This window comes from Pseudomonas sp. C5pp (assembly GCF_000814065.1).
Classification (GTDB): Bacteria; Pseudomonadota; Gammaproteobacteria; order Pseudomonadales; family Pseudomonadaceae; genus Aquipseudomonas; species Aquipseudomonas asiatica.
This window is the reverse complement of record NZ_JWLN01000020.1, coordinates 83,336-106,217: the sequence shown is the minus strand read 5'-3', so window position 1 is coordinate 106,217 and position 22,882 is coordinate 83,336. Positions and strand designations below refer to the sequence as shown.

General features: G+C 63.4%; 18 protein-coding genes and 1 pseudogene. 10 read left to right on the top strand and 9 right to left on the bottom strand.

The window, feature by feature from the left end; translation table 11 throughout:
• Nucleotides 1–111: 111 nt before the first annotated feature.
• Together lhgO and glaH are read right to left on the bottom strand one after the other, a co-directional pair.
• Nucleotides 112–1,374 carry an L-2-hydroxyglutarate oxidase gene (gene lhgO, locus RR51_RS17380; protein ID WP_003260140.1) on the bottom strand — a complete coding sequence of 421 codons (1,263 nt, stop codon included), beginning with the start codon at nucleotides 1,372–1,374 and terminating at the stop codon, nucleotides 112–114.
• A gap of 114 nt (nucleotides 1,375–1,488) precedes the next feature.
• Nucleotides 1,489–2,466 carry a glutarate dioxygenase GlaH gene (gene glaH / locus RR51_RS17375; RefSeq protein ID WP_039614233.1) on the bottom strand — a complete coding sequence of 326 codons (978 nt, stop codon included), beginning with the start codon at nucleotides 2,464–2,466 and terminating at the stop codon, nucleotides 1,489–1,491.
• A 195-nt stretch (nucleotides 2,467–2,661) separates the two neighbouring features.
• On the opposite strand from glaH, the gene csiR reads away from it, so the two are divergent.
• The 3 genes from csiR (at nucleotide 2,662) to RR51_RS17360 (ending at nucleotide 5,607) form a co-directional block, all read left to right on the top strand.
• Nucleotides 2,662–3,357 carry a DNA-binding transcriptional regulator CsiR gene (gene csiR / locus RR51_RS17370; RefSeq protein WP_015270630.1) on the top strand — a complete coding sequence of 232 codons (696 nt, stop codon included), beginning with the start codon at nucleotides 2,662–2,664 and terminating at the stop codon, nucleotides 3,355–3,357.
• A 200-nt stretch (nucleotides 3,358–3,557) separates the two neighbouring features.
• A complete protein-coding gene (locus RR51_RS17365; RefSeq protein WP_013972905.1) occupies nucleotides 3,558–4,238 on the top strand; it encodes a response regulator transcription factor in 681 nt (226 codons plus the stop codon).
• On the top strand, nucleotides 4,216–5,607 hold the full coding sequence (locus RR51_RS17360; RefSeq protein ID WP_039614232.1) for a sensor histidine kinase: 1,392 nt from the start codon (nucleotides 4,216–4,218) through the stop codon (nucleotides 5,605–5,607). Before RR51_RS17365 ends, RR51_RS17360 begins: the two co-directional genes overlap by 23 nt.
• Before the next feature lie 135 nt (nucleotides 5,608–5,742).
• Here RR51_RS17360 and cysS read toward each other — a convergent pair whose 3' ends face one another.
• Both cysS and RR51_RS17350 read right to left on the bottom strand, forming a co-directional pair.
• A complete protein-coding gene (cysS, locus tag RR51_RS17355) occupies nucleotides 5,743–7,125 on the bottom strand; it encodes a cysteine--tRNA ligase (protein WP_039614231.1) in 1,383 nt (460 codons plus the stop codon).
• Nucleotides 7,126–7,134: 9 nt separating this feature from the next.
• Nucleotides 7,135–8,838, bottom strand: coding sequence for a glutamine--tRNA ligase/YqeY domain fusion protein (locus RR51_RS17350; RefSeq protein ID WP_039614230.1), 1,704 nt, complete (start codon nucleotides 8,836–8,838; stop codon nucleotides 7,135–7,137).
• Nucleotides 8,839–9,085: 247 nt separating this feature from the next.
• On the opposite strand from RR51_RS17350, the gene RR51_RS17345 reads away from it, so the two are divergent.
• Complete coding sequence (locus RR51_RS17345) at nucleotides 9,086–9,586, top strand: peptidylprolyl isomerase (protein WP_003259195.1); 501 nt, start codon at nucleotides 9,086–9,088, stop codon at nucleotides 9,584–9,586.
• Nucleotides 9,583–10,305, top strand: a complete 723-nt coding sequence (locus RR51_RS17340; protein WP_039614229.1) for a UDP-2,3-diacylglucosamine diphosphatase — start codon at nucleotides 9,583–9,585, stop codon at nucleotides 10,303–10,305. Before RR51_RS17345 ends, RR51_RS17340 begins: the two co-directional genes overlap by 4 nt.
• Nucleotides 10,306–10,533: 228 nt before the next feature.
• On the opposite strand, the pseudogene RR51_RS17335 reads toward RR51_RS17340, so the two are convergent.
• A pseudogene (locus RR51_RS17335) lies at nucleotides 10,534–11,497 on the bottom strand (IS110 family transposase).
• A 244-nt stretch (nucleotides 11,498–11,741) separates the two neighbouring features.
• Entirely contained in the window at nucleotides 11,742–14,057 is a 2,316-nt protein-coding gene (pvdQ, locus tag RR51_RS17330; protein ID WP_039614228.1) for a bifunctional acylase PvdQ, read from the bottom strand.
• Between the two features lie 194 nt (nucleotides 14,058–14,251).
• On the opposite strand from pvdQ, the gene RR51_RS17325 reads away from it, so the two are divergent.
• Nucleotides 14,252–14,626 (top strand): fe2+ zn2+ uptake regulation protein, encoded by a 375-nt coding sequence (locus RR51_RS17325; protein WP_023661040.1) that lies wholly within the window; start codon nucleotides 14,252–14,254, stop codon nucleotides 14,624–14,626.
• A gap of 36 nt (nucleotides 14,627–14,662) precedes the next feature.
• Here the strand turns inward: RR51_RS17325 and RR51_RS17320 are convergent, their stop codons facing one another.
• A complete protein-coding gene (locus RR51_RS17320) occupies nucleotides 14,663–14,851 on the bottom strand; it encodes a hypothetical protein (RefSeq protein ID WP_003248064.1) in 189 nt (62 codons plus the stop codon).
• A gap of 151 nt (nucleotides 14,852–15,002) precedes the next feature.
• Between RR51_RS17320 and RR51_RS17315 the strand changes: the two genes are divergently transcribed.
• The 4 genes from RR51_RS17315 (at nucleotide 15,003) to RR51_RS17300 (ending at nucleotide 17,446) form a co-directional block, all read left to right on the top strand.
• A complete protein-coding gene (locus RR51_RS17315) occupies nucleotides 15,003–15,461 on the top strand; it encodes a hypothetical protein (protein ID WP_039614227.1) in 459 nt (152 codons plus the stop codon).
• A gap of 251 nt (nucleotides 15,462–15,712) precedes the next feature.
• Nucleotides 15,713–16,093: a Mor transcription activator family protein gene (locus tag RR51_RS17310; protein WP_013972914.1), complete on the top strand. Its 381-nt coding sequence runs from the start codon at nucleotides 15,713–15,715 to the stop codon at nucleotides 16,091–16,093.
• Between the two features lie 64 nt (nucleotides 16,094–16,157).
• The gene (locus RR51_RS17305; RefSeq protein WP_039614226.1) at nucleotides 16,158–16,814 is read left to right on the top strand and encodes a DUF2589 domain-containing protein; all 657 of its coding nucleotides are present in this window, start codon (nucleotides 16,158–16,160) and stop codon (nucleotides 16,812–16,814) included.
• Between the two features lie 77 nt (nucleotides 16,815–16,891).
• Nucleotides 16,892–17,446: a DUF2589 domain-containing protein gene (locus tag RR51_RS17300; protein WP_039614225.1), complete on the top strand. Its 555-nt coding sequence runs from the start codon at nucleotides 16,892–16,894 to the stop codon at nucleotides 17,444–17,446.
• 18 nt (nucleotides 17,447–17,464) lie between these two features.
• On the opposite strand, the gene RR51_RS17295 is transcribed toward RR51_RS17300, so the two are convergent.
• Both RR51_RS17295 and RR51_RS17290 read right to left on the bottom strand, forming a co-directional pair.
• Complete coding sequence (locus tag RR51_RS17295; protein ID WP_039614224.1) at nucleotides 17,465–21,139, bottom strand: translocation/assembly module TamB domain-containing protein; 3,675 nt, start codon at nucleotides 21,137–21,139, stop codon at nucleotides 17,465–17,467.
• The gene (locus RR51_RS17290) at nucleotides 21,136–22,878 is read right to left on the bottom strand and encodes an autotransporter assembly complex protein TamA (protein ID WP_039614237.1); all 1,743 of its coding nucleotides are present in this window, start codon (nucleotides 22,876–22,878) and stop codon (nucleotides 21,136–21,138) included. Before RR51_RS17290 ends, RR51_RS17295 begins: the two co-directional genes overlap by 4 nt.
• Between the last annotated feature and the right edge of the window lie 4 nt (nucleotides 22,879–22,882).

Sequence of the window (22,882 nt, the reverse complement as noted above, 5' to 3'; positions counted from 1 at the left end):
GCCGGCTTGCACGTCACCGACGCAGGCGCGAAAAAGCCCGCCCTGCCCTAGATGGTGAGTAGGGCAGTACGGGTTGAGGAAAACGAAACCGCAGGGCGTATTACGGGTAGGTCAGCCGGCAGCCCGCTGACGAGGCGCCAGGTCGGCCTTGGGGAAACTGCCGCCCTGGCGACCGACCTGCTCGCATACCTTGTCGACGATGTATGCGCCGATAGGGATGGCGGAGGTGGCGGCCGGCGACGGTGCGTTGCACACGTTGACGCTGCGAGCGGTGTTGACGAACAGGAAGTCGTCGATCAGCTTGCCGTCACGCGATACGGCCTGGGCACGCACACCGGCCGGATAAGGCGTGAGGTCGGCCTTGGTGATGCTCGGGCAGTATTTTTGGACCTGCTTGAGGTAGCCACCCTTGAACAGCGAGTTCTTCATCTCGATCAGGCCTGGGCGGAAGTTCTTCGCCAGCACCTTGAGGATGCCGGGGGTGGTCAGGGTCTGGAACAGGTCGGCTGGGCTGACATCGCGCTTGCGGTAACCCTCGCGCTTCATTGCCAGCACGGCGTTAGGGCCAACGGTCACGGTGCCGTCGATCATGCGAGTCAGGTGCACCCCCAGGAACGGCATGGACGGGTCGGGAATCGGGTAGATCAGGTGGTTGACGATCTGGTTGTGCTGCTTGGGCAGCAGGTAGTACTCGCCACGGAACGGGCAGATGACGAACTCGGTCCGCAGGCCCAGCATGCTCACCACGCGGTCGGCCATCAGGCCCGAGCAGGTCACCAGGAAACGGCTGCGCAACTCATCGTCATGATGGTCGCCACGCGTGCGCACGACCACTTCGCTGGCCAGCTCCTGCAGGCCGACCACCTCGGCGCCATAGCGGATCTCACCGCCGGCGCGCTGGAACTCGGCGCCCATGGCCGCAGTCACTTCGGCGTAATTGACGATACCGCTGGAGGGCACGAAGATGCCGCCCATGCCAACGATATTGGGCTCGCGCTCGCGCAGTTCGGCCGCCGACAGCCAGTAGCGCTCCAGGCCATTGGCCGCGGTGCGCTCCCACAGCGCCTTCATGCGCTGCATTTCCAGGTCGTTGGTAGCTACCAGCAGCTTGCCGCATTCATCGAAGCGGATACCGTGCTGGGTGCAGAAAGCCTTGGTGGCCTTGTTGCCTTCCAGGCAGAAGCGCGCCTTGAGGCTGCCGGGGGTGTAATACACGCCGGCGTGGATCACGCCGCTGTTGTGGCCGGTCTGGTGGCGGGCCGGGCCGGACTCTTTCTCCAGCAGGAGAATCTTCGCATCCGGGTAGACCTTGATCAGGTGCATGGCCGTGGACATGCCCACAATGCCACCGCCAATGATGATGAAATCGTACACAGCCTTACCTCACACGCAGGCATTGCCTGACTGGCTCACCAAGGCCCGCGCGGGCCCTGGTGGCATCGTTTTGTGCAAAGACGCGTGGGCGGGCGCCCGCCCCGCGCCCTGTCATTATTGCCCGCGCTGGTACAGCGGTTTGGGGAAGGCCACGTAACCGCGCTGGCGCATCAGCTCGCGGCGCAGGCCGTCGTGCGGCGTGAAGCGGTCGCGGCCATGCAGCCAGAACAGGTTGTTGATCAGCAGGAAGCTACCCACGCCGACCGGTACCGAAAGCTTCTTCTCGCTGCCTTCCAGCGATTCGGACAAGGCGTTCAGCCAGATGCCCTCCTCGTAGTTTTCCGGCTGCACGAACTGGTCGATGTAGCGCATGGTCGGGCGTCCTTCGGCATCGGTGTCGAATACCGAGTGGAACACATCTTCGGACACCTTCTTGCTCGGCGGTGCGGTCCAGCGCATTTGGCGACGGGCCAGCGGGTGGCGGAAGAATTCGTCGCACTGCTCCCAGTCGTCCAGGTGCAGCAGCAGCGAGTTGCCCCCTTCCATGTTCTTTTCGTCAATCTTCAGCATCAGCACGTAGTCGGTGATCTGGTTGACGAAGGTGCCGTCGTTGTGCAGCTCCATGACCCGGTGCGGCTGGCGCAGGTAGCTGTCTGAGTTGTCGGTGTTGACCACCACGAAGCGGGCATAGAACTGGCCGCTCATGGCGTCGTAGTTGGAGCGGCCGATCAGGTGTGCGCAGGCGGTGGTGAACTTGACCATGTCCTCGGCCTGGCTCACGTCATCCAGGCCGACCGGGGTGATCAGCATGCCGCCGCTGGCGCGGTTGAGGATGGTATTGAGCAGCACCGGCCGCAGGGTGCCCTGGCACAGCTCGTCGAGGATCTCGCCAACCCGGAAGCGCAGGAACGACTTGTATTCCAGCGCCTGCACCGGCCACTGGGCAACAGCCTGGACGAACGCTTCGACCGTTTCGCGGGCAAAGGTCAGCTCAAGCAGGCGCGGCGACTGTTTCGAAGGGGCGATGGTGTAACCACGCGGCTCGAGCGGCAGTGGCATCACAAGTTCGTCGATCTGCGTAAAAGCGTTCATGGCAATGTCCTGGCAGAAAAAATGAGTAGCGCCGTCCGGTCATGACCTGGATCAGTGCGGGCGAGCTAAAATTATCGCCATAAACGCAAAATGTCTACATTTTTATTTATCAAAGACAAAATGTGTTTTTGTCCATTGTTTTTCGCCGGCGAACGCTTTCGGTATGATCGTCAAAACCGTTTGAGGAACAGGACCTTGGAAGCGCTCGCCCCCCGACAAAACTCAGCATTCAGCGGGTATGAGAGGCTCAAGAAGGACATCATCCGCGGCGTGTTCAAACCCGGCGAAAAGCTGCTGATGAGCACCCTGAAGGAGCGCTACGACCTGGGCGTGGGCCCGCTGCGCGAAGCACTGTCGCAGTTGGTGGCCGAGCACCTGGTCAACGCGATCAGCCAGAAGGGCTACCGTGTGGCGCCCATGTCGCTGGACGAGATGAACGACATCTACGATGCCCGCGCCAACCTGGAGGCGATGATCATCACCCTGGCCATCGAGCGTGGCGACGACGCCTGGGAGGCGTCGGTACTGGCCCACTCGCATACCCTGGCCAAGGTGGTGGAAGTGAAGACCCGCGAGCAGCGCCTGGATGTGTGGGACGAACGGCACAAGGCATTCCACACGGCCATTGCCTCGGGCTGCGGCTCCAAGCACCTGCTGCAGGCGCGCACTTACCTGTTCGACCAGGCCGAGCGCTACCGGCACCTGTGGCTGACCCAGACGGTGTTTTCCGAACAGGCCCTGGAGCTCAAGCGCCAGGAGCATGCGGCTCTGGTGGAAGTGATTCTGGCCCGGGACGCCAAGCGCGCCAGCGCCATGATGCGCTCGCACCTGATGACTCCGGTGCCGATCATTGCGCAGATCATGCATGCCGAGGGTATCGGCGCACGTTGAAAGACCGCGGTGCCTGCTTCGCGGGTAAACCCGCTCCCACAGGGATGTCACCGCCCTTGGGGGTGACGCTGCACCTGTGGGAGCGGGTTTACCCGCGAAGAGGCCAGTGCAGGCAAAACGCGCCAGATGAATTTTTCTTAAATCGCCGTTTGGCTATTCTTTGGCACAATCTAGTCTCCATTAGATGCCCGGGAACCAGCATGCCTCGCGTACTGACCATCGAAGACGACGCCGTCACCGGCCAGGAAATCGTCGCCGAACTTACCAGCCACGGCCTTGAGGTGGATTGGGCCGACAATGGCCGTGAAGGCCTGGCCAAGGCCATTGCCGGCGGCTACGACCTGATCACCCTGGACCGCATGCTGCCCGAGGTCGATGGCCTGACCATCGTCACCACGCTGCGCAACCTCAAGATTGCCACGCCGATCCTGATGATCAGCGCCCTCTCCGACGTCGACGAGCGGGTGCGCGGCCTGCGTGCCGGGGGTGACGACTACCTGACCAAACCGTTCGCCTCCGACGAGATGGCCGCGCGGGTCGAAGTGCTGCTGCGCCGCAACAGCGTGCCCATGACCCAGACCCGTCTGCAGGTCGCCGACCTGCAACTGGACCTGATCAGCCACGAAGCCCGCCGTGGCGAACAGACCCTCAACCTGCTGCCCACCGAATACAAGCTGCTGGAGTACCTGATGCGCCATAGCGGCCAGGTGATCACGCGGATGATGATTTTCGAGGAAGTCTGGGGCTACCACTTCGACCCGGGCACCAACCTGATCGACGTACACATCGGTCGCCTGCGCAAGAAAATCGACTCGCCCGGCCAGTCGCCGCTGATCCGTACGGTACGGGGCTCCGGCTATGCCATTGCTGAACCCGTCTAAGGGCTGGAGCTCCTCGACCAGCCGCCTGCTGGCGCTGTACAGCTTTCTGTTCGTGGCCTGGAGCAGCATCCTCATGGGGGTGCTGTACTTCGAGGTGTCCAGCTACCTGAACAAACTAACCCGCCATTCGATGCTGCAGCGCCAGCACCTGTTCGCGCACATGAGCGGCAAACAGCTGGACGACGCCCTGGTCGCCAGCCAGGCCTTCGAGGAGCGCAGCTTCGACGCCTACGGCCTGTTCGACAACCAGCTCAACCCGATCGGCGGGCGCATTCGCGCCATCCCGCCAGAGCTGGGGCTGGACGGCAAGGTTCACGAACTCAAGCGCTGCCTGGACGCCGACGACCCGCACATGCCGCGTGACAGCTGCGACGCGGTGGCGATCAAGGTGCAGGATGGCCGCTGGCTGGTGCTGGTGCGCGACAACGGCTCGCTGTTCGTGGTCACCCGGATCATCCTGCATGCCCTGCTTTGGGGGATATCGCTGACCCTGATCCCGGGCTTTGCCGGTTGGTACCTGCTGAGGCGCCGCCCACTCAAGCGCATCCGCGCGATCCAGGCCCAGGCCGAACTGATCGTCGCCGGTGACCTTACCCACCGCCTGCCGCTGTCGGCCCGGCGCGACGAGCTGGACATGCTGGCAGCCATCGTCAACGCCATGCTCGACCGCATCGAGCGGCTGATGCACGAGGTCAAGGGCGTGTGCGACAACATCGCCCACGACCTGCGCACCCCGCTCACGCGCCTGCGCGCCCAGCTGTACCGCATTCGCCAGCAAAGTGACGCTGACTCCACCCAGGCCGAGGCACTGGACCAGGCCATCAGCGAAACCGACACCCTGATGGCGCGTTTTCGCGGGTTGTTGCGCATCAGCGAACTGGAAGACCGCCAGCGGCGGGCCGGTTTCGTCCAGCTTGACCCGCACGAGTTGTTGGTCGAGCTGCACGACTTCTACTTGCCGTTGGCAGAAGATGGCGGCATCCGCCTGGAACTGCAGCAGCCGGCCGAACTGCCGGCATTGCATGGTGACCGCGAACTGCTGTTCGAAGCACTGGCCAACCTGGTGGGCAACGGCATCAAGTTCACGCCCGAGGGTGGGCTGGTGCGGATAACGGCGACGCAGGACGACAACGGCCTGCACCTGGCCATCGAGGACAGCGGGCCGGGTATTCCGGAAGAGGAACGGGCGGCAGTGCTGAAGCGCTTCTACCGTAGCGATGAAGGCCACCGCCATGCGGGGTTCGGGCTGGGGTTGTCGATCGTTGCGGCGATCGTCGACCTGCATGGGTTCGGGCTGGAGGTGGGGGAAAGCGAGCTGGGTGGGGCCAGGTTGGTGTTGCACTGCCCGCTTGTGGGCCTTGCCAAATAGAAACGGGGCCGCTTTGCGGCCCATCGCGACACAAGGCCGCTCCTACAGGGATTACGCAAGCATTGAATGCGGCGCTATTCCTGTAGGAGCGGCCTTGTGTCGCGATGGGCTGCAGCGCAGCCCCCTTTAAACCGATCAGTCGGCCAGACGCCAGGTAGTCCCACCCTTGCTGTCTTCCAGCACCACACCCATGGCGGTCAGCTGGTCGCGAATGCGGTCGGACTCGGCCCAGTTCTTGTCCGCACGCGCCTGCAGGCGCGCTTGGATCAAGCCCTCGACCTCAGCGGCATCCACCTTGCCTTCGGCCCCTGCACGCAGGAAGTCATCGGCTTCCAGTTGCAGCACACCCAGCACGTCACCCAGCTCGCGCAGGCGACCTGCCAGGCCGGCAGCAGCCTCCACGTCGCTTTCGCGCAGGCGGTTGATCTCGCGCACCAGGTCGAACAGCACGGCGCAGGCTTCGGGGGTGCCGAAGTCGTCGTTCATGGCCACGCTGAAGCGCTCGACAAACTCTTCGCCACCCTTGGCCGCTACCCGTGGCAAGCCACGCAGGGCGTGGTAGAAGCGCTCCAGCGCGCCCTTGGCATCGCGCAGGCTGTCTTCCGAGTAGTTGATCGCGCTGCGGTAGTGGCTGGCCACCAGCAGGTAGCGCACCACTTCCGGGTGATACTTCTCGAGCACGTCGCGAATGGTGAAGAAGTTGTTCAACGACTTGGACATCTTCTCGCCATTGATACGAATCATGCCGCAGTGCATCCAGGCGTTTGCGTACTGCTTGCCGGTGGCCGCCTCGCTCTGGGCGATCTCGTTCTCGTGGTGCGGGAACTCCAGGTCGCTGCCGCCGCCGTGGATGTCGAAGCTTTCACCCAGGCAGCAGGTGGACATCACCGAGCACTCGATGTGCCAGCCCGGACGCCCCGGGCCCCATGGCGACTCCCAGCTCGGCTCGCCCGGCTTGACGCCCTTCCACAGCACGAAGTCCAGCGGGTCCTGCTTGGCTTCGTCGACCTCGATACGGGCACCGATGCGCAGGTCTTCGATCTTCTTGCGCGACAGCTTGCCGTAGCCGACGAACTTGCCGACGCGGTAGTACACATCACCATTGCCCGGGGCATAGGCATAACCCTTGTCGATCAGGGTCTGGATCATCGCGTGCATGCCGGCGATATGGTCGGTGGCACGCGGCTCCTGGTCCGGCGGCAGGATGTTCAGGCGGCGCTCGTCTTCGTGCATCGCGTCGATCATGCGGGCGGTCAGGGCATCGAAGCTTTCGCCGTTCTCGTTGGCCCGGTTGATGATCTTGTCATCGATGTCGGTGATGTTGCGCACGTAGGTCAGCTCGTAGCCGCTCTTGCGCAGCCAGCGGGTGACCAGGTCGAAGGCCACCATGCTGCGGCCATGGCCCAGGTGGCAGTAGTCGTACACGGTCATGCCGCACACGTACATGCGCACCTTGTTGCCATCCAGCGGCTTGAAGGTTTCCTTCGTTTTGCTCAGCGTGTTGTAGATGGTAAGCACGGCGGTTCCTCAGCTGCCCCAGGAGTCACGCAGGGTGACAGTGCGGTTGAACACCGGGCGGCCCGGCTGGCTGTCCTTCAGGTCGGCGCAGAAGTAGCCTTCGCGTTCGAACTGGAAACGGTCCTCGGGCTGCGCCTGGGCCAGCGACGGCTCGGCGCGGCAGCCGCTGAGCACCTGCAGCGAGCCTGGGTTGATGTTGTCCAGGAAGCTGCCGCCCTCCTCGGTCTTTTCCGGGTTCGGCGAGCGGAACAGGCGGTCGTACAGGCGCACTTCGCACTCAACGCTGCCCTCGGCCGGCACCCAGTGGATCACGCCCTTGACCTTGCGGCCTTCCGGGTTCTTGCCCAGGGTGTCCGGGTCGTACGAGCAGCGCAGCTCGACGATGTTGCCGTCGGCATCCTTGATCGCCTCGTCGGCGCGAATCACGTAGCTGCCGCGCAGGCGCACTTCACCGGCCGGTTCCAGGCGCTTGTAGCCCTTCGGCGGCTCTTCCATGAAGTCATCACGGTCGATGTACAGCTCGCGGGCGAACGGCAGCACGCGCACGCCCATGTCTTCCTTGGGGTGGCGCGGCAGTTCGAGCTGCTCGACCTGGCCTTCCGGATAGTTGGTGATGACCACTTTCAGCGGGCGCAGCACGCACATGGCGCGCGGTGCGGTGCGGTCCAGGTCGTCACGGATGCTGAACTCGAGCATCGACATGTCGACCACGCCGTCGGAACGGTTGGTGCCGATCATTTCGCAGAAGTTGCGGATCGAAGCCGGGGTGTAGCCACGGCGACGGAAGCCGGACAGGGTCGACATGCGTGGGTCGTCCCAGCCTTCGACGTGCTTTTCGTCGACCAGCTGCTTGAGCTTGCGCTTGGACGTGATGGTGTAGTTCAGATTCAGGCGGCTGAACTCGTACTGGCGCGGGTGCGCTGGCACCGGCAGGTTGTCGAGGAACCAGTCGTACAGCGGACGATGGCCTTCGAACTCCAGGGTGCAGATCGAATGGGTGATGCCCTCGATGGCGTCCGACTGGCCGTGGGTGAAGTCGTAGTTCGGGTAGATGCACCACTTGTCACCGGTCTGGTGGTGGTGGGCATGGCGGATACGGTACAGGATCGGGTCGCGCAGGTTCATGTTCGGCGAGGCCATGTCGATCTTGGCCCGCAGCACGCGCTCGCCATCCTTGAACTCGCCAGCCTTCATGCGCGCGAACAGGTCGAGGTTCTCGTCAACGCTGCGCTCGCGGAACGGGCTGTTCTTGCCCGGTTCCTTGAGGTTGCCACGGTATTCCTTGGCCTGCTCGGGGGTAAGGTCGCAGACGTAGGCCTTGCCACGCTTGATCAGCTCGACCGCCCAGTCGTGCAGCTGGTCAAAGTAGTCGGAGGCGTAGCGCACATCGCCGGCCCAGTCGAAGCCCAGCCACTTGACATCGCTCTGGATGGCGTCGATGTACTCCTGGTCTTCCTTGGCCGGGTTGGTATCGTCGAAACGCAGGTGGCAGACGCCCCCGAATTCCTTGGCCAGGCCGAAGTTGACGCAGATCGACTTGGCGTGACCGATGTGCAGGTAGCCATTGGGCTCCGGCGGGAAACGGGTGACGATGCTGCTGTGCTTGCCCGAGTCCAGGTCGGCCTGGATGATCGGCCGCAGGAAATTCGCAGGGACAGCGGGGGCGCCTTTGGCAGCGGCGTTGGGCGCGTTGTCGGCAGTGGGCTTGCTCATAGGATCCTTGAATGCACGTGTCCGGCCTGGGTAGGCCGATTGAATCAAAGGGCCTATCATAGCCGAAGCAGTCAAGCTGCTGACAGTCGGGCCCAGACAAACTGGCGTGATTTATCACGGCTTTTTGCCGCAGCCTGGCAAAATGGCCAGTGCGCGCCATGTGTCGCGATCGCCTGATCCTGCGTCAGGTGATGACCCGCGCCCTGCGCACCCTAATTCCGATTGCCTTGAAAGAGCGAGTTTCAGCATGTCCAAAGTCAAACTGAGCACCAACCACGGCGACATCGTCCTGCAACTGGACGCCGAGAAAGCGCCGCTGACTACCGAAAACTTCGTTCAGTACGTCAAGGACGGCCACTACAATGGCACCGTGTTCCACCGCGTGATCAAGGGCTTCATGATCCAGGGCGGCGGCTTCGAGCCTGGCATGAGCCAGAAGAAGACCCGCGCCAGCATCCAGAACGAAGCCGACAACGGCCTGAAGAACAAGAAGTACAGCATCGCCATGGCCCGTACCATGGAGCCGCACTCCGCCTCGGCGCAGTTCTTCATCAACTCGTCCGACAACGACTTCCTCAACCACAGCGGCAAGAACGTTCAGGGCTGGGGCTACGCGGTATTCGGCGAAGTGATCGAAGGCCGTGAAATCGTCGACGCCATCGAAAAGGTCGCCACCGGTTCCAAGGCTGGCCACCAGGACGTGCCGAAGGACGACGTGATCATCGAGAAAGCCGAGATCGTTGAGTGATCCTGCTGATCTCCGATCTGCACCTGCAAGAAGAACGCCCGGACATTACCCGGGCGTTTCTTGATCTGCTCGATGGCCGTGCCCGCCACGCCAAGGCGTTGTACATCCTTGGCGACTTTTTCGAAGCCTGGATCGGCGACGATGCCATGACGCCCTTCCAGCAGTCGGTCTGCCAGGCCATGCGTCGGCTGAGCGACAGCGGCACGGCCATCTATCTGATGCATGGCAACCGTGATTTCCTGATCGGCCAAGCCTTCTGCGACGCTGCGGGTTGCACGTTGCTGCACGACCCCAGCGTGATCGAGCTGGGTGGCGAGCAGGTGCTGCTGATGCATGGCGATACCTTGTGCACCCGCGACCTGGGCTACATGAAAATGCGCCGCTTGCTGCGCAACCCGCTGAGCCTGTGGGTGTTGCGGCACCTGCCGCTGTCGGCCCGCTACAAGCTGGCGCGCAAGCTACGCAGCGAAAGCCGCTCGCAAACGCGGATGAAGTCCACCGAGATCGTCGATGTCACGCCAGAGGAAGTGCCGAAGGTAATGGCAGCGCATGGTGTACGTACCTTGGTGCATGGGCATACCCATCGGCCGGCGATACACAAGCTGGTGGTCGACGGGCAACCGGCACGGCGTATCGTGCTGGGCGACTGGGACCGCCGTGGCTGGGCCTTGCAGGTTGACGAGCAAGGCTTTCAGCTAGCGCCGTTCGAGTTTTCCTGACCGACCGAGTTACCTTCTTCGCGGGTAAACCCGCTCCCACAGGTATCGTGCCGCTTGCAGCCCTGGTGCAGTACCTGTGGGAGATTCTATGGCCGAAGGCAATTTCTCAGTAGAACCGTCTTCGGCCTCTTTCAGTAATCTCCAGACACAAGTCAGCGCGCCGGAGAGTTTCTCTTCGGCGTTGGGTGCTATCCGTCAGTTTGGTTCGGCTGCGCAGCAGCCCCAGCCTCAGCTGGCTGGTTTGGCACCTCCGGTATATATCTCGGGCTTCCAGTCGGCCTGATGCCTCATCAGGCCGAAGGCCAGCCGAGCCAAGCGACGTGCAAGGATTACCAAGGCTTGTGTGGTCTTCTTCCCGCGTGCTTGATGATGGGCGTAAAACTGTGACCAAGTCTTGGTTCGGCTGCCGCTCATCGAGGCGTTGTACAGCAGCCTGCGAACCTCCGAGTCTCCACGCTTGCTCAACTTCCCTCTGCCTGCCCATTTACCAGATTGGGCAACCGTTACATCCATGCCCAGGTAAGCGACAAAGGCATCACTGTTCTTGAACTCGCCGCGCATGAAGGACATCACTAAGCCGGCAGCCGTTAAAAAGCCAACACCGGGAAGCTGCTGGACGCGACGCAACTGATCGGAAAGCCCAGCCGTCTTGATCACCGTACGCAGCTGTTTTTCCAGCAAAAGCTCTACGCGCTTGACCGTTTCTTCAAGGCTCTTGAGCGCTGAGGCAAACATCTTGTCGCCCGACAAACTCATCCGCAGCATGCCGCACGGCTACCAGTTTGGCGCGGCGACGCAGCAGCATCTGGATCTCACGATGCCCCGCAGGTGGCGGAACCCAGGCCTTCAAGGAACCTCGCTCGTTGCTCAGGAAACGGGCGAGCAAAGCGGCATCGTGGGCATCAGTTTTCGCCCGCACAGCAACGCTTTCCCGGTATTTGCTCAACCTCAGACCGTCGATAACGTAGTCCGCGAAACCCGCAGCGTGGGCTTGCTCCGCCATTTCCATGTGATAAGTGCTGGTCGCTTCGATGGCCAGCGCTGAGCCTTTAGGCAGTGTCTTGAGCCAGGCTTTGATTGCTTTCGGGGTGTTGGGGATGGCGAAGGGTTTGGTGCTCGGAGCGCTTTGAATCACCAGTTCATCTTTGGCGGTGTCCACGCCAGCTTCGATTGGGGTTGCGGACATTGCCATGGATAGCTGCTCCTTGTAGCGTAGTGGGACTTGAAGGGCACACCCTGGCGCAGGCTTGCATCTATCGTCGTTTGCAAACGAGGCATTCCTTATCGGCGCTTGGGTGCTGAAAGGAGGAGGGGTGATTTCTCCCACGGTCTGTACTGCTGCGAACAGTCAGAAGCGAGTTATGACCCTCCTCCTCCCTTCAAGTCCTACCATACAAGCGGGTTTACCCGCGAAGAGGCAGGCACAGGCTAACGCCTCAAGGCCGGCTGACCACCGCCCCCTTGTCCCCCTCACTGATCACCACTTCCCGGTACTCCGGGTCCGCCTTGATCTGCGCCTCGGTAAACGGAATCACCGCCAGTTGCCCGGCTGCAAACGCCTTGGTCTGGTCACTGGCATGCACCGAAGCCGCTTCACTGGACTGGGAAAACGCCAGCAGCCCACGGGCCTCTGGCCCCTGGTCGGTAAAACTGACCAGTTGCAGGTAGCTGGTACCACTGACCACCAACCGCTTGCCCTGCCCATGCGGCACACTGTAGATCGCGTTGTACACGCCCAACGCCTGCGGGCCACCCGGCACCGGCGTACCATCGCCCGCCTGTTGCACCTGCCCCCAGCGCGCGTCCCCTGCCATGCCGCTGTCACGCACCTGCTCGAGCGACGCCAATGCGGCCTGATGCAACAGCTTGCGCACGGCCGCCTGCTCGACCGCCAACCCGCGCGGGGTGTGCTGCGGATCGGCAGGGTCAAAGGCCACCCGCCAGCTTTGCGGGTGCTCGGCCAGGGCATCGTACAGGTTCTGGAAATGTATCAGCCCAATGCCACTGTCCAGGTCAGCCCTGCCATTCCAGGCCGCCAGGCTGCTGCATACGGCCCGCACATCCGCGTCGGCGCCCTTGCACCACTGCAGCAGGTCAGGCAGTAGCAGGCTGGCCAGGTAGACCTCGTCATCGGTCACCATGCGCTGCAGGTCGTCGGCGCCCAGGCGGGCCGTACCCTGCAGGCGTTGCAGGGCAAAGCGGCCACGCATGCCCAGCGGCTGGTCACTGCGGCTGACCAGCGGCGAATAACCGGTCAGCGGCTGCGCCGGGTTGGCCATCCAGGCCGGGTCGTTGGAGTTCTGCACGAAATCTTCGCGTTCCAGGCTCGGCAGAAGCCGCGCAGGGAAAATCCCCGGCTGTGCGGCCTGCGCATCGACCTTCCACTGGCACGCGCTGCGGGAGCCATCCAGTACTACCAGGCGCCCTTGTGCCTGCGGGTTGCTGCACGTGCTCAGCAGTTGCTGATCCACATAAGGCACCACTGACTGGTTCAGGTACAGGGCCTTGCCAGCCTGGTCCACCGACAGTGTGTTGACCCAGGGGATGCCCTGCAGCTGTTCGATCGAGCCTTTCAACGCCACCAGGCTGTCGGCATGGTTGATCTGGTACCACTGCTGCAACACCCGGGTGTTCTCAAGGTTGGCGTCGCGCAGGCTGTAGGCAGCATGTGCATCCCAGTCCAGGCGCCCCGGCCATTGCACCACCGGGCCGAATTGCGAGCTGTAGACCTGGCGCTGCACCTGGCTCAGGCTGCCATCCTCGGCCTTTACCGCAACACTGACGGTTTGCCGGGCCAGCGGCAGCGACTTGCCATCGAGCAGGTAGCGGGTCGGGTCCTTGGGGTCGAGTTGCAGGCGGTACAGGGTGAAGTGATTCGACGTATCGACGGTGTGCGTCCAGGCCAGATGCTGGTTGAAGCCGATGTTGACCACCGGCAGGCCCGGCAATGCCGCCCCCATCACATCGAGCTGGCCGGGAATGGTCAGTTGCATCTGATAGAAACGCATGCCGCCCATCCACGGGAAGTGCGGGTTGGCCAGCAACAGACCACGGCCATTGGCCGAACGCCGGGCCCCGACAGCCACCGCATTGCTACCGCGCTCCGTGGCAAAACGCTGTTGCCTGGCCAGCGCCGCGGCAAACCCTGCCGGCGCCGGCTGGCTGGCCTGCGTTGGCGGTTGCGCCCCGGCCAGCGCTTCGACGAACTGCCCGACACCGCCTTCGGCGAGCAGCCGACGGGTCAGCCTGATCAGGTCCTCGCTGCTTATCGGCCGCAGCCACTCGCCGGTGCCACATTCGGCGGGCAACCCTTGGCTGCGGCGCTCGGCCAGCGCCCGGTTGAACCCGCTGGCATAACCTGCCAGCAGCGCCCGTACCGGTGCCGGCTGCGCCTGCAAGAACGCATCGACTGCCGCCGGAGTGTTGAGCCAGGTGAAGAATACGTCGCTGGCCAGATTGTCACGCTGCTCAAGGGTCTTGCCCTTGGCACCGAAGTAGCGTGAGCGCTCGCCACTCACGGTCAGCACTTCATTGGCCAGCAGGCACAAGTTGTCCTGGGCGTAGGCGTAGCCGATGCCATAACCCAGGCCGCGCTCGTCCTTGGCCACGATGTGCGGCACACCGTAAGTGGTTCGGCGAATCTGCGCACTGGCATCGGCTGCGGCGGACTGCACCGGCACTGCGCCAACGCTGAAGGCTACCAGTGCGGCGGCCAGGCCAGCGCAAGTCATGGGACGGGAAAGTGGAAACACAGGCACTCCTCGGCTTCGGGGATCATCCCGATCAGACGAATGGCCAAATGAAAATTTTACGTATTACAAGGCAATGGAACGTCTTGAACAGAACCAGATTTTTTTTGCGAGTGGGCTGCAGTTTTTTCGTTCTCATTCGTCCTAGTAAATGAGGCACCCAAATTTCGGGTTCGTCCACGAAAAGGAGCATTCACATGTACAACCCGCAACCCTCGATCCAGGCTGGGCGCGTCCCAGGCAAAGCGCCCAGGGAACAGGACGTTTTTGCTGACGAACGCATCGGCAACGAACAGATCCGCGAGCTGTTGCGCAGTTTCGGCCTGCGTACCAGCCTGATCCGCCTCAAGGTCATCGATGCCTTGCACGCCGCCGACCGCAATGGCCGCAGCATTGGCGTGCGCGGCGTGCACGCGCAGCTGGAACAGCTGGATATCCCGCTGTCGTTCCTCAGCGTGCGCGAAGTGCTCAAGCGGCTGTGCAGCGAGGGCGTCATCCAGCTGGGCAGCGACAAATGCTACAGCCTCGACCCCCAGGCGCGCGCCGTGCTGGAACGAACGCCTTTGCGCTGAGCGCATGGCCGGCCATACCTGGCCGGCCCGCCAAAGTCAGGGTTTGACCTTGCGCCGCAGGATGCCGTTGATCACCACGACCACCACGGCGATGGCGATGGCCAGCATCTGGAAGGTCTGCTCACTGATCGTGCCCTGCTTCTGCAGGTGGGACAGACCCAGCATCAGGCCCAGTACCACCAGGATGATCAGAAGGGAATATTTGAGGCGCTGCACGTGTGTCATCGAAGGTTCCTTGCAACATCAGGGGCAAATGGCTCGCAACGAGCCGCGGCAATGATACAACGGCCACCGGCCCCGGCGCTGCATTTCCTGCTGGGTGGGGCGGCGCCTGCCTGAAAGCATGGGGCTCCCAAGCACCCATGCCGGAGGCACCATGTACAAACCCCTTCTGTTCGCGTCGCTATTGCTGACCCCCTTTTCCCTTCATGCGCTGGACACCCGCCAGACCTCGGCCGAGCAACTGCTCGAACTGGGCCGCGAACTGGCTGCCCACGCCGGCGCCAGCCAATGGCAACAACTGTGGCAGCGCGTGCGCAAGGCCGGTTACCTGCAGGCAAAAGGTGCGTCGGTGCATTTCACTGCCCCCCAGGCGCAACTGCCAGAGTTGGCCCGGCAAACCCTGGCCCAGGCCGACCGGGTACAAGCGCAACAGCAGACCCAGGCACTGTATCGCCGCAGCTTTGCCGACCAGGTCATCGGCCAGCGTGACGGGCAGCCGCTGCATGCCCTGTGCCTGCTGGTCGATTGGCGCACGCTGCCACAAGGCATGCGCGACTCCCCTCAGGCCTACCTGCGCAGCGCCAGCTTGTTGAGCAGCTATCCGTGTGATTGATGGTTATCACACCCATCGCGCAACACAAGGAGTGAGGTGATGGGAAATCACCCGCTACAGCCAGATGTTGAAGCCATGTCCTACAACGCCGGATATCGCTGCCTGCAAAACCTGTTCACGGAAGCTACAACCCCCAACCCATATGCCGCCTAGCGACATGCCTCGGCTGTCACAGAAAATCCAGTCACACCTTCGACATAACGCCGCTGGTGATCGGGTAGCACAGCCCATCCGTCCCGAAGGAGCGCCATATGCAAACGCCAGACTTGAGCCACATCGATATCAGCCAACTGCCCCACTCGCTGCAGGCCCTGATCGACTGCATCGGCATCGACAACGCCTACCAGCTGACCTGCGCCTACGGCGGCAGGCCCAAGTACATCCCCAAGCACCGCGAGCGCACCAAGCTTGCCGACGTGCTGCCGGCCGAAGCGCTCGACGCGCTGATCAAGCGCTTTGCCGGTGTCGCCCTGGAAATCCCCAAGGCTGACCATTTCATGCGCCAGTTGCGCAACCTGCAGATCCAGAAGGAAAGCGCCAGCGGCCTGTCGCGCAGCCTGCTCGCCGACAAGTACGGCCTGAGCCTGCGCCAGATTGGCAACATCCGCCGGCAGGAACATTGCGCGCGCTGACGCCTCGGCATCGTCACCACCACTGACGGCCACGTTTTGAACCCAACCAGAAGAGAACCCAGCAATGTCGATAGATAACAGCCTCATCGGTTCCGTAATCAATGCCTTGCCGATGGACCGCATGATCGCAGGCCCACTGCAGGCCATGGTCCAGGCCCAGGTCACCGCCAGCAAATCCTACGCCGACTTCCTGATGCAGGTGTGCGTCCAGGACGGCAAGGCCGTGGCCATCCAGTTCGACTACGACGAAACCATCGTCGACGAACAAGGCGAGTACAAGGGCGTGGTCAGCAAGACCATGAAAGTGCCGCTGGTGGCAGCCATCACCCACCCGAACATTTCCATCGAAGAAGGTAATGTCGAGTTCGAGCTGGTCATCAACCAGATGTCGGAAGAGGTTTCCAGCAAGGACATGAGCGCCGAGGCAAGCGGTTCGCTGGGCTGGGGGCCGTTCAGGCTCAACGTGAAAGGCAGCGTCAGCCACAAGTCCACGCAAACCCGCAAGACTGACACCCGCGCCCGCTACGCCTTCAACACGACCTTGAAGCGCCAGGACCCGCCTGAAGCGATGATGCGGGTGATCGACTTCCTGACTGACGCCGCGACAAAGCCGACCGTGGTCAAAACCGCCACACTGGAAAGCCAGGACTTGATTTCCCAGGCCGATACCTTGAACCCTGCCGCCGACGGCGCCTCGGCCCTCGCCGCCGCCACCTCTTGAGACGCACCTCCCTGCCCCGAACAGCCCCCCCCTGACCAGCAACAGGGGGGCACCACCTGGCCTGAGGAGTCGAAGCATTGGATAAATCCCCCGCCCCCATGACTTCCATCGACCTGCGCGAAATCACCCGTGGCCTGCAGGAAGCCGCCAGTGCTACCAACAGCCTGATCGCGCAGCAGTACATCAACCTGTTCGACCAGTTCTTCGAATGCGACACCGAAGCGTTGGGCGCGCCCATGAAAGCCAAAATGGTCGAAGTGGCCATGGACGGCCAGCACATCATGCGCGTACCGCTGTTCGCGCTGGTGTCGCCAAAAGGCCTGGCCCTCGAGCGCATGCAGGTCGACCTTTCGGTAAGGGTCAAAGGCACCGAAGCACAGCAGGCACTGCTGACTGCAGGCGATAACAAGGCGGCCAGCTTCAAGGTCACCATCGGTGGCCAAAGCCGTCAGGGCGACAACCGTGACCCCGATGAAGTGCAGATCCGCATGCAGTTCCAGGCCAGCGAACCGCCGGAAGCCCTCAACCGGTTGATCGAGGAATACACCAGCCTGATCATCCCGGTTCGCGCCCCCAGCCCGCCGCCATCGCCCGATACCAATGAGTTCATCGAAGCGGCCACTGTCCGTTGACGGCCGCCCCGCGCCAGCTCAGAAGTCACGCTTGTAGAAGATGTCCAGTGAACTGGCCAGCCCGCTGGCAGCTTCGAGGTACACCTTCTTGCTCAGCTTGTAGCGCAATGCAATGGTGTTGGCGGGCTCGAACACCCCCACCCCGTAGCGCAGGCTCAGTTTCTCGGTGAGGTTGCCGCTGGCGACCACGCTGGTGGTATTACCCGAACCTTCGGTATCCAGCTGGAAGTCGTCGATGCCCAGGCTCGAGGCCAGGCTGCCGGTGATGCCGGCGCTACCCGCCAGGCCCAGGCCCAAGGCCGCCTCGGCGAGCATGTTGTTGTCTTCACCGGACGTGCCCAGCGGCCGCCCCAGTACCAGGTACGACAGCGCCTGCTCCTGGCTCATGGCCGGTTCCGAGAACACCTTGCTTGTGGGCTGCTCGGCACTGCCGCTCAGGCGGATACCGGCAATCACATCGTCGACCTTGCGGATCGCTTCAATGTCCAGGTATGGCTGGTCGATCGGGCCTGCGAACAACAACCGCGCACGGCGGATGGTCAGGCGCTGGCCGTAGGCGCGGTAGCGGCCATCGGCCAGGTTCAGCTCGCCACGGGTGTCGAGGTTGTCGCCGATGTGCACATGGCCGAGCAGGTTGGCCGTGAGACCAAAGCCGCTGAACGAAAGCTTGTCGCGGCCCACTTCGACATCGATGTCCATGGCCATCGCCATGGGCGGTTTGCCCTCTTCGGTCTGGTGGCCGACGATCACCGTGTCATCCGAGACCTTGACGGTGGACGGTGGCAGCTCGCGCACAGTGATCGCACCCTTGGGCACCTGTACCTTGCCGGTCACCGCCAGCTTGTCGTCGATCAGGCGCAAGGTCAGGTCCGGGGCAACCTCCAGCGTCGCATAGGGCTCGACCGTGACGGGCAGTTGCTGGCCCTGCAGACGCAGGTCCATGCCCAGTGCCTGGCCCCAGGTCAGGTTGCCATTGAGCTGGCCACGCCCCGCCTCGCCACTGCGCCAGCCGCCGTTGAGCTGTACCTGCTCGCCGGCAATCAACGCCTGCAATGACAGGTCCTCGAGACTGACCGGCAGCTCGGCACCACTGACTTCGCCGCCACTGAGCATCAGGTTGCCGTTGACCTGCGGCGCCAGCAAGGTGCCCGACAACCTGCCACTGCCATTGAGCTGCCCGGCCAGACGCTCGACCATCGGCACGAACGGGCGTGCCACCGAAAGGTCGAGGCCTGCCAGCTGGAAATCACCCGACAGCGGTTTGTTCTTGCCCAGTGGATCGAGGCGGGTGTTGACGTTCAGCTCGCCCAGGCGCTCGCCGCGGAACGCCAGGCGGGTATCGATGCGCCTTGGCGCCAGCGTGCTGTCCAGGCGCAGGGCCTGGTACGGGAAGTCGACCCAGCGGTCCTTGTCGCGCACGCGCAGGGTACCGCCACTGGCGTCGACGACGATGTTGCCCTTGGGGCCGCTGGCCGGGATGTCCAGATTGATGTCGGCATTGAGCAGGCCCTGCCAGGCGAAGTCCTTCGGCAGCCACTGGGCCAGGCTGTCCAGCGGGAACTGCTTGAGGTGGTAGCGCAAGCGTGGCTCGGGGGCCAGACGCTGGTCGTCGCCGCACAAGCTGGCCTGGCCGGAGCGCCAGCAGTGCGCAGCAAAGTCCAGCTGGCCGCTGGCCAGCCGCTGCAGGCGCGCCGGTGCCTGCAGCCGCCAGTCCTGGCCACCGGCCTGGATCCGCCCACTGGCCAGGCGCCCGCGCCAGTCACCCTTGTTCAACTGGCCATCCAGGCCGAGGTCGAGTTTGAGCTGCGGGCCGTCCAGCGCCAAGGTCAAAGCTTGCTGGCGAATGTCGCCCTTGCCGTTGGCCTGCAAGGTGCCCAATGCCGTGTCACCCAGGTGAATGCCGCTGGCCTTCAGTTCGATCACGCCACGCTGGGCGTTGTCCAGGCGGGCATCCAGGCCCAGCTGCTGCACGCGGTTTTCCGCCTGGGCAAGCCGCTGGCCCTGCAGGGCCAGCGTACCTTGCGGGGCCTGCAAGGTGCCGGCGACGTCAAGCCGGCCCTTGACCTGGCCCTGCAACCTTGGCCACAACTGGCCCAGGCGCGGCAGGTCGAGGTCGAGCCGCCCGGCCAGCCGTTGCTGCAGGCTGCCACTGCCATTGATGCGGTTATCCCCCAGCTGGACTGCCAGGGTACCCAAGGTCCAGCTCTGCCCTGCCCCCTGGGCCTCGACCTTGAGCACTGCCGGTTGGCCGCGCAGACGGCCTTTCAGGTCTAGCTGGGCATCGAGGCTCAAGGCGTCGCCTTTCATCTCGCCTTTGCTGCGCAGCGGCCCCGCCAGGTTACCCGGCAGCTCGGCCAGCCAATAAGCTGGGTCGAGCGCCGACAACTGCAGGTCGACATCCCATGCCAAGGTGTCGGCAAAGCGCACGGCGACACTGCCGGCAGCCTTGCCTTGCCCGGCGGTCAGCGCCAACTGCGGCAGCTTCACCTGGCTCAGGTCACCTTCGAAGGGGCTGGCCAGGCTGAACGCGCCAGCCGGGCCATCCAGGTCGCCATTTAAGGTGCCCTGGTAGTTGCCATCGCGATAATGCACCTGGGCCATGAGCCGCTTGAGGGTGACCTCAGGGGGCGTCTCCAGCGGGTACAGGCGCAGCCACGGAAAGTCCTGCCAGTCCAACTGGGCGTCGGCGACCAGGCCTTGCTGCCAGTCAGCCGTGGCTTGCATCTTGACCCGCTGGGTATCGCTGGCGCTCAGGTCCAGGGCATCAAGCCTGGCGCCTTTGCTGTCGACCAGCCCGGACAACAGCAAGGCGATCGGCGACTGCTCGGCCGGCAGGCTGGCCGACCCCGACAGTTGATAGCCCTTGAGCAGGTCGCCCTGGGCGTCGAGCTTGAGCTGGTTGAACTGTACGGTGTCGGGCAACGAGGCGGCCGGCTTGAATGCCTCGGAGCGGATCTGCAAGGTCGCCGGCAGGTGCTCGGCCAACGCCTGCAATTGCCCGTTCAGCGTGGCGTCGAGGTAACCGCTGCTGGTGCCGGCGAGTTTCAGGGTTTTCTGCAACTCGCCGGTGGCAGTCAGCGCCAACTGCCAGGGTTTGCCGTCTACCGTTGGCAGTTGCAGCTGCGCCTGGAGTTGTACCGGCCAGTCAGCTTCGGGCTGCAGGTCGCCCTGCAGGCTCAATTGCAGGTCGTCACGCTTCAGCTGCAGGCTGTCGATGCGCAGCCCGGCATTGGTCCAGCGCGCCGCCAGTTGCAAGTCGCCAAGCAGGTCACTGCCATCCAGGCGCAACTGGCCAACCTTGACATCACCCAGTTCAATGGCCAGCGGCAAGCGCAAGGCCGGCAACTGCAGCGGGCCACTGTCGGCCGATTCGGCGCTGGGCGCAAAGGCCATGTCGATACGCTGCGCCTGCAACTGGTCAATGCACAAGGTAGAGCGCAGCAGGCATGCCGGCGACCAGGCCAGCAGCGGTGCCTGCACCTCTACCGTGCTGCCGGCATCGGCCCAGATAAGCCGGCTGGCTTGCCAGCTACCGGCCAGGCGGCCCTGGAAGTCAGCCACCTCAAGCCCGGGCACCTTGCCCAGCACCCAGCGGCTGCCGGCTTCGGTCCCCAGCAACAGGCCGAGTACCAGGCCCAGGCTTGCGGTTACCCCCAGCAGGCCCGCCAGAGTGTACTTGATCACGCGTTTCACAGCTCAGGCCCCATGGAAAAGTGCAGGCGAATTCCCCCTTCATCATCCAGCGCCTTGGCCAGGTCCAGGCGCAGCGGCCCGACTGGCGACACCCAGCGCACGCCAAAACCGACACCGGTCTTGAGGCTTGGCAGTTCCAGGTCGTTGAACGAGTTGCCCTGGTCGACGAAGGTTGCCAGCCGCCACTTCTCGGTCAGTGAATACTGGTACTCGACGCTGCCGGCGATCAGGTAGCGCCCGCCAATGCGGTCGCCGTCGCTGTTCTTCGGTGACAGGGTCTGGTAGTCATAGCCACGCACGCTCTGGTCGCCACCGGCGAAGAAGCGCAGCGACGGCGGGATGTTGTTCTTGAAGCCATTGGTCGCGCTGCCACCGAACTGCACCCGGCCGAGCAAGCGATGGTCATGGCCAAGCGTGGTCAGGCCCTTGAGCAGCACGTTGCCATGCAGCAGGTTGGTGTCCGAGACCAGCCCTTCCTTGGCTACCTGTACATCGAACTGCAGGCGGTAGCCGTTATGCGGGTCGATGCGGTTGTCACTGCGCAGGAAAGAGTAACTCACCCCCGGCATCAACAGGTTGCTCAGCCCGGAGTCATCACCCAGACGGTACTCCTCGCGCTGGTACTTGAGGGAAATCACCCGCTGCCAGCCGCTTGGCAGCTTGCTGTGCCACTCGGGGCCCACCGTCAGCAGTTTGCTGAGGGTGTCGGTGCCGGCAATCTCTTCGTTCTGGTAGCCACCGGCAAAGCGCAACTTGTCGGTCAGCGGCGGGTCGAGGGGGATGTCGTACCAAAGGCCGACGTTCTGCCGGGGTGCCGACAGTTCGGTTTCCCAGCCGTAGCTATGGCCTTGTGGGTTGACCCAGTGGCGGGTCCAGTTGGCCTTGCCGCGGGGCCCAACGTCGGTCGAGAAGCCCAGGCCCAGGCCCATGGTGCGCGGTTTGCGGGTTTGCAGGCGGACATCCACGGGTATTTCTTCGCCCACGGCGGCGGTGGGCGCCGCATCCACGCGCACGCCTTCGAAGTAGCCGCTCGATTGCAGGTCATTGTTCAGCTCGGCGATCAGTTCCGAGTCGTAAGGTGTACCCGGCTTGAACGAGACCATACGCTGCAGCAGGTCGTCGTCCAGCGGTGTGTCGCCACCGAAGGTGACCGCACCCAGGTGATAGCGCGGGCCGCTCTGGTAGACCAGTTCGATATCGGCCACACCGGCCTGGGGGTCTACCGCCAGGCGCTGGCGGCTGAAGCGCCCACTGAAGAAGCCGTAGCGCGACGCCTGGTTCTGGACCAGCCGCTTGGCATCTTCGTAATGGCCGTGGTTGAGTTGTTCACCCGCGCGCAGGGCCTTGCTGTCGGGCACGCGGAAAGCCTTCATCTCACTGGCGGGGCCTTCGATGCGTATGGTCACGTTGCGCAGGCGAATCGGCTCGCCAGGGTCGATGGTGATGATCAGTTGCGGGGAACGGTCAGCCTCGCTGGCGGGCTTGACCTCTGTGTCGATCTGCGCCTGGTAGTAGCCAAGTGCCTGCGCGGCTTTGCGCGCCTGCTCCTGCGCGCCGCGACTGAAGCGCAGCAGCGCTTCTTCATCGCGGTCGCCAAGGGTACCGATATAGCCTTCGACATTGGCCTTGAGCGCCTTGTTGGCCGGTTTGACCTTCACCAGCAACTCACTCTGGCCCCATGCTGCGAAACTGGCGACCCAGATAACCAGGCCCCAGGTCAATCTTCCTGAATACGTCATGCGG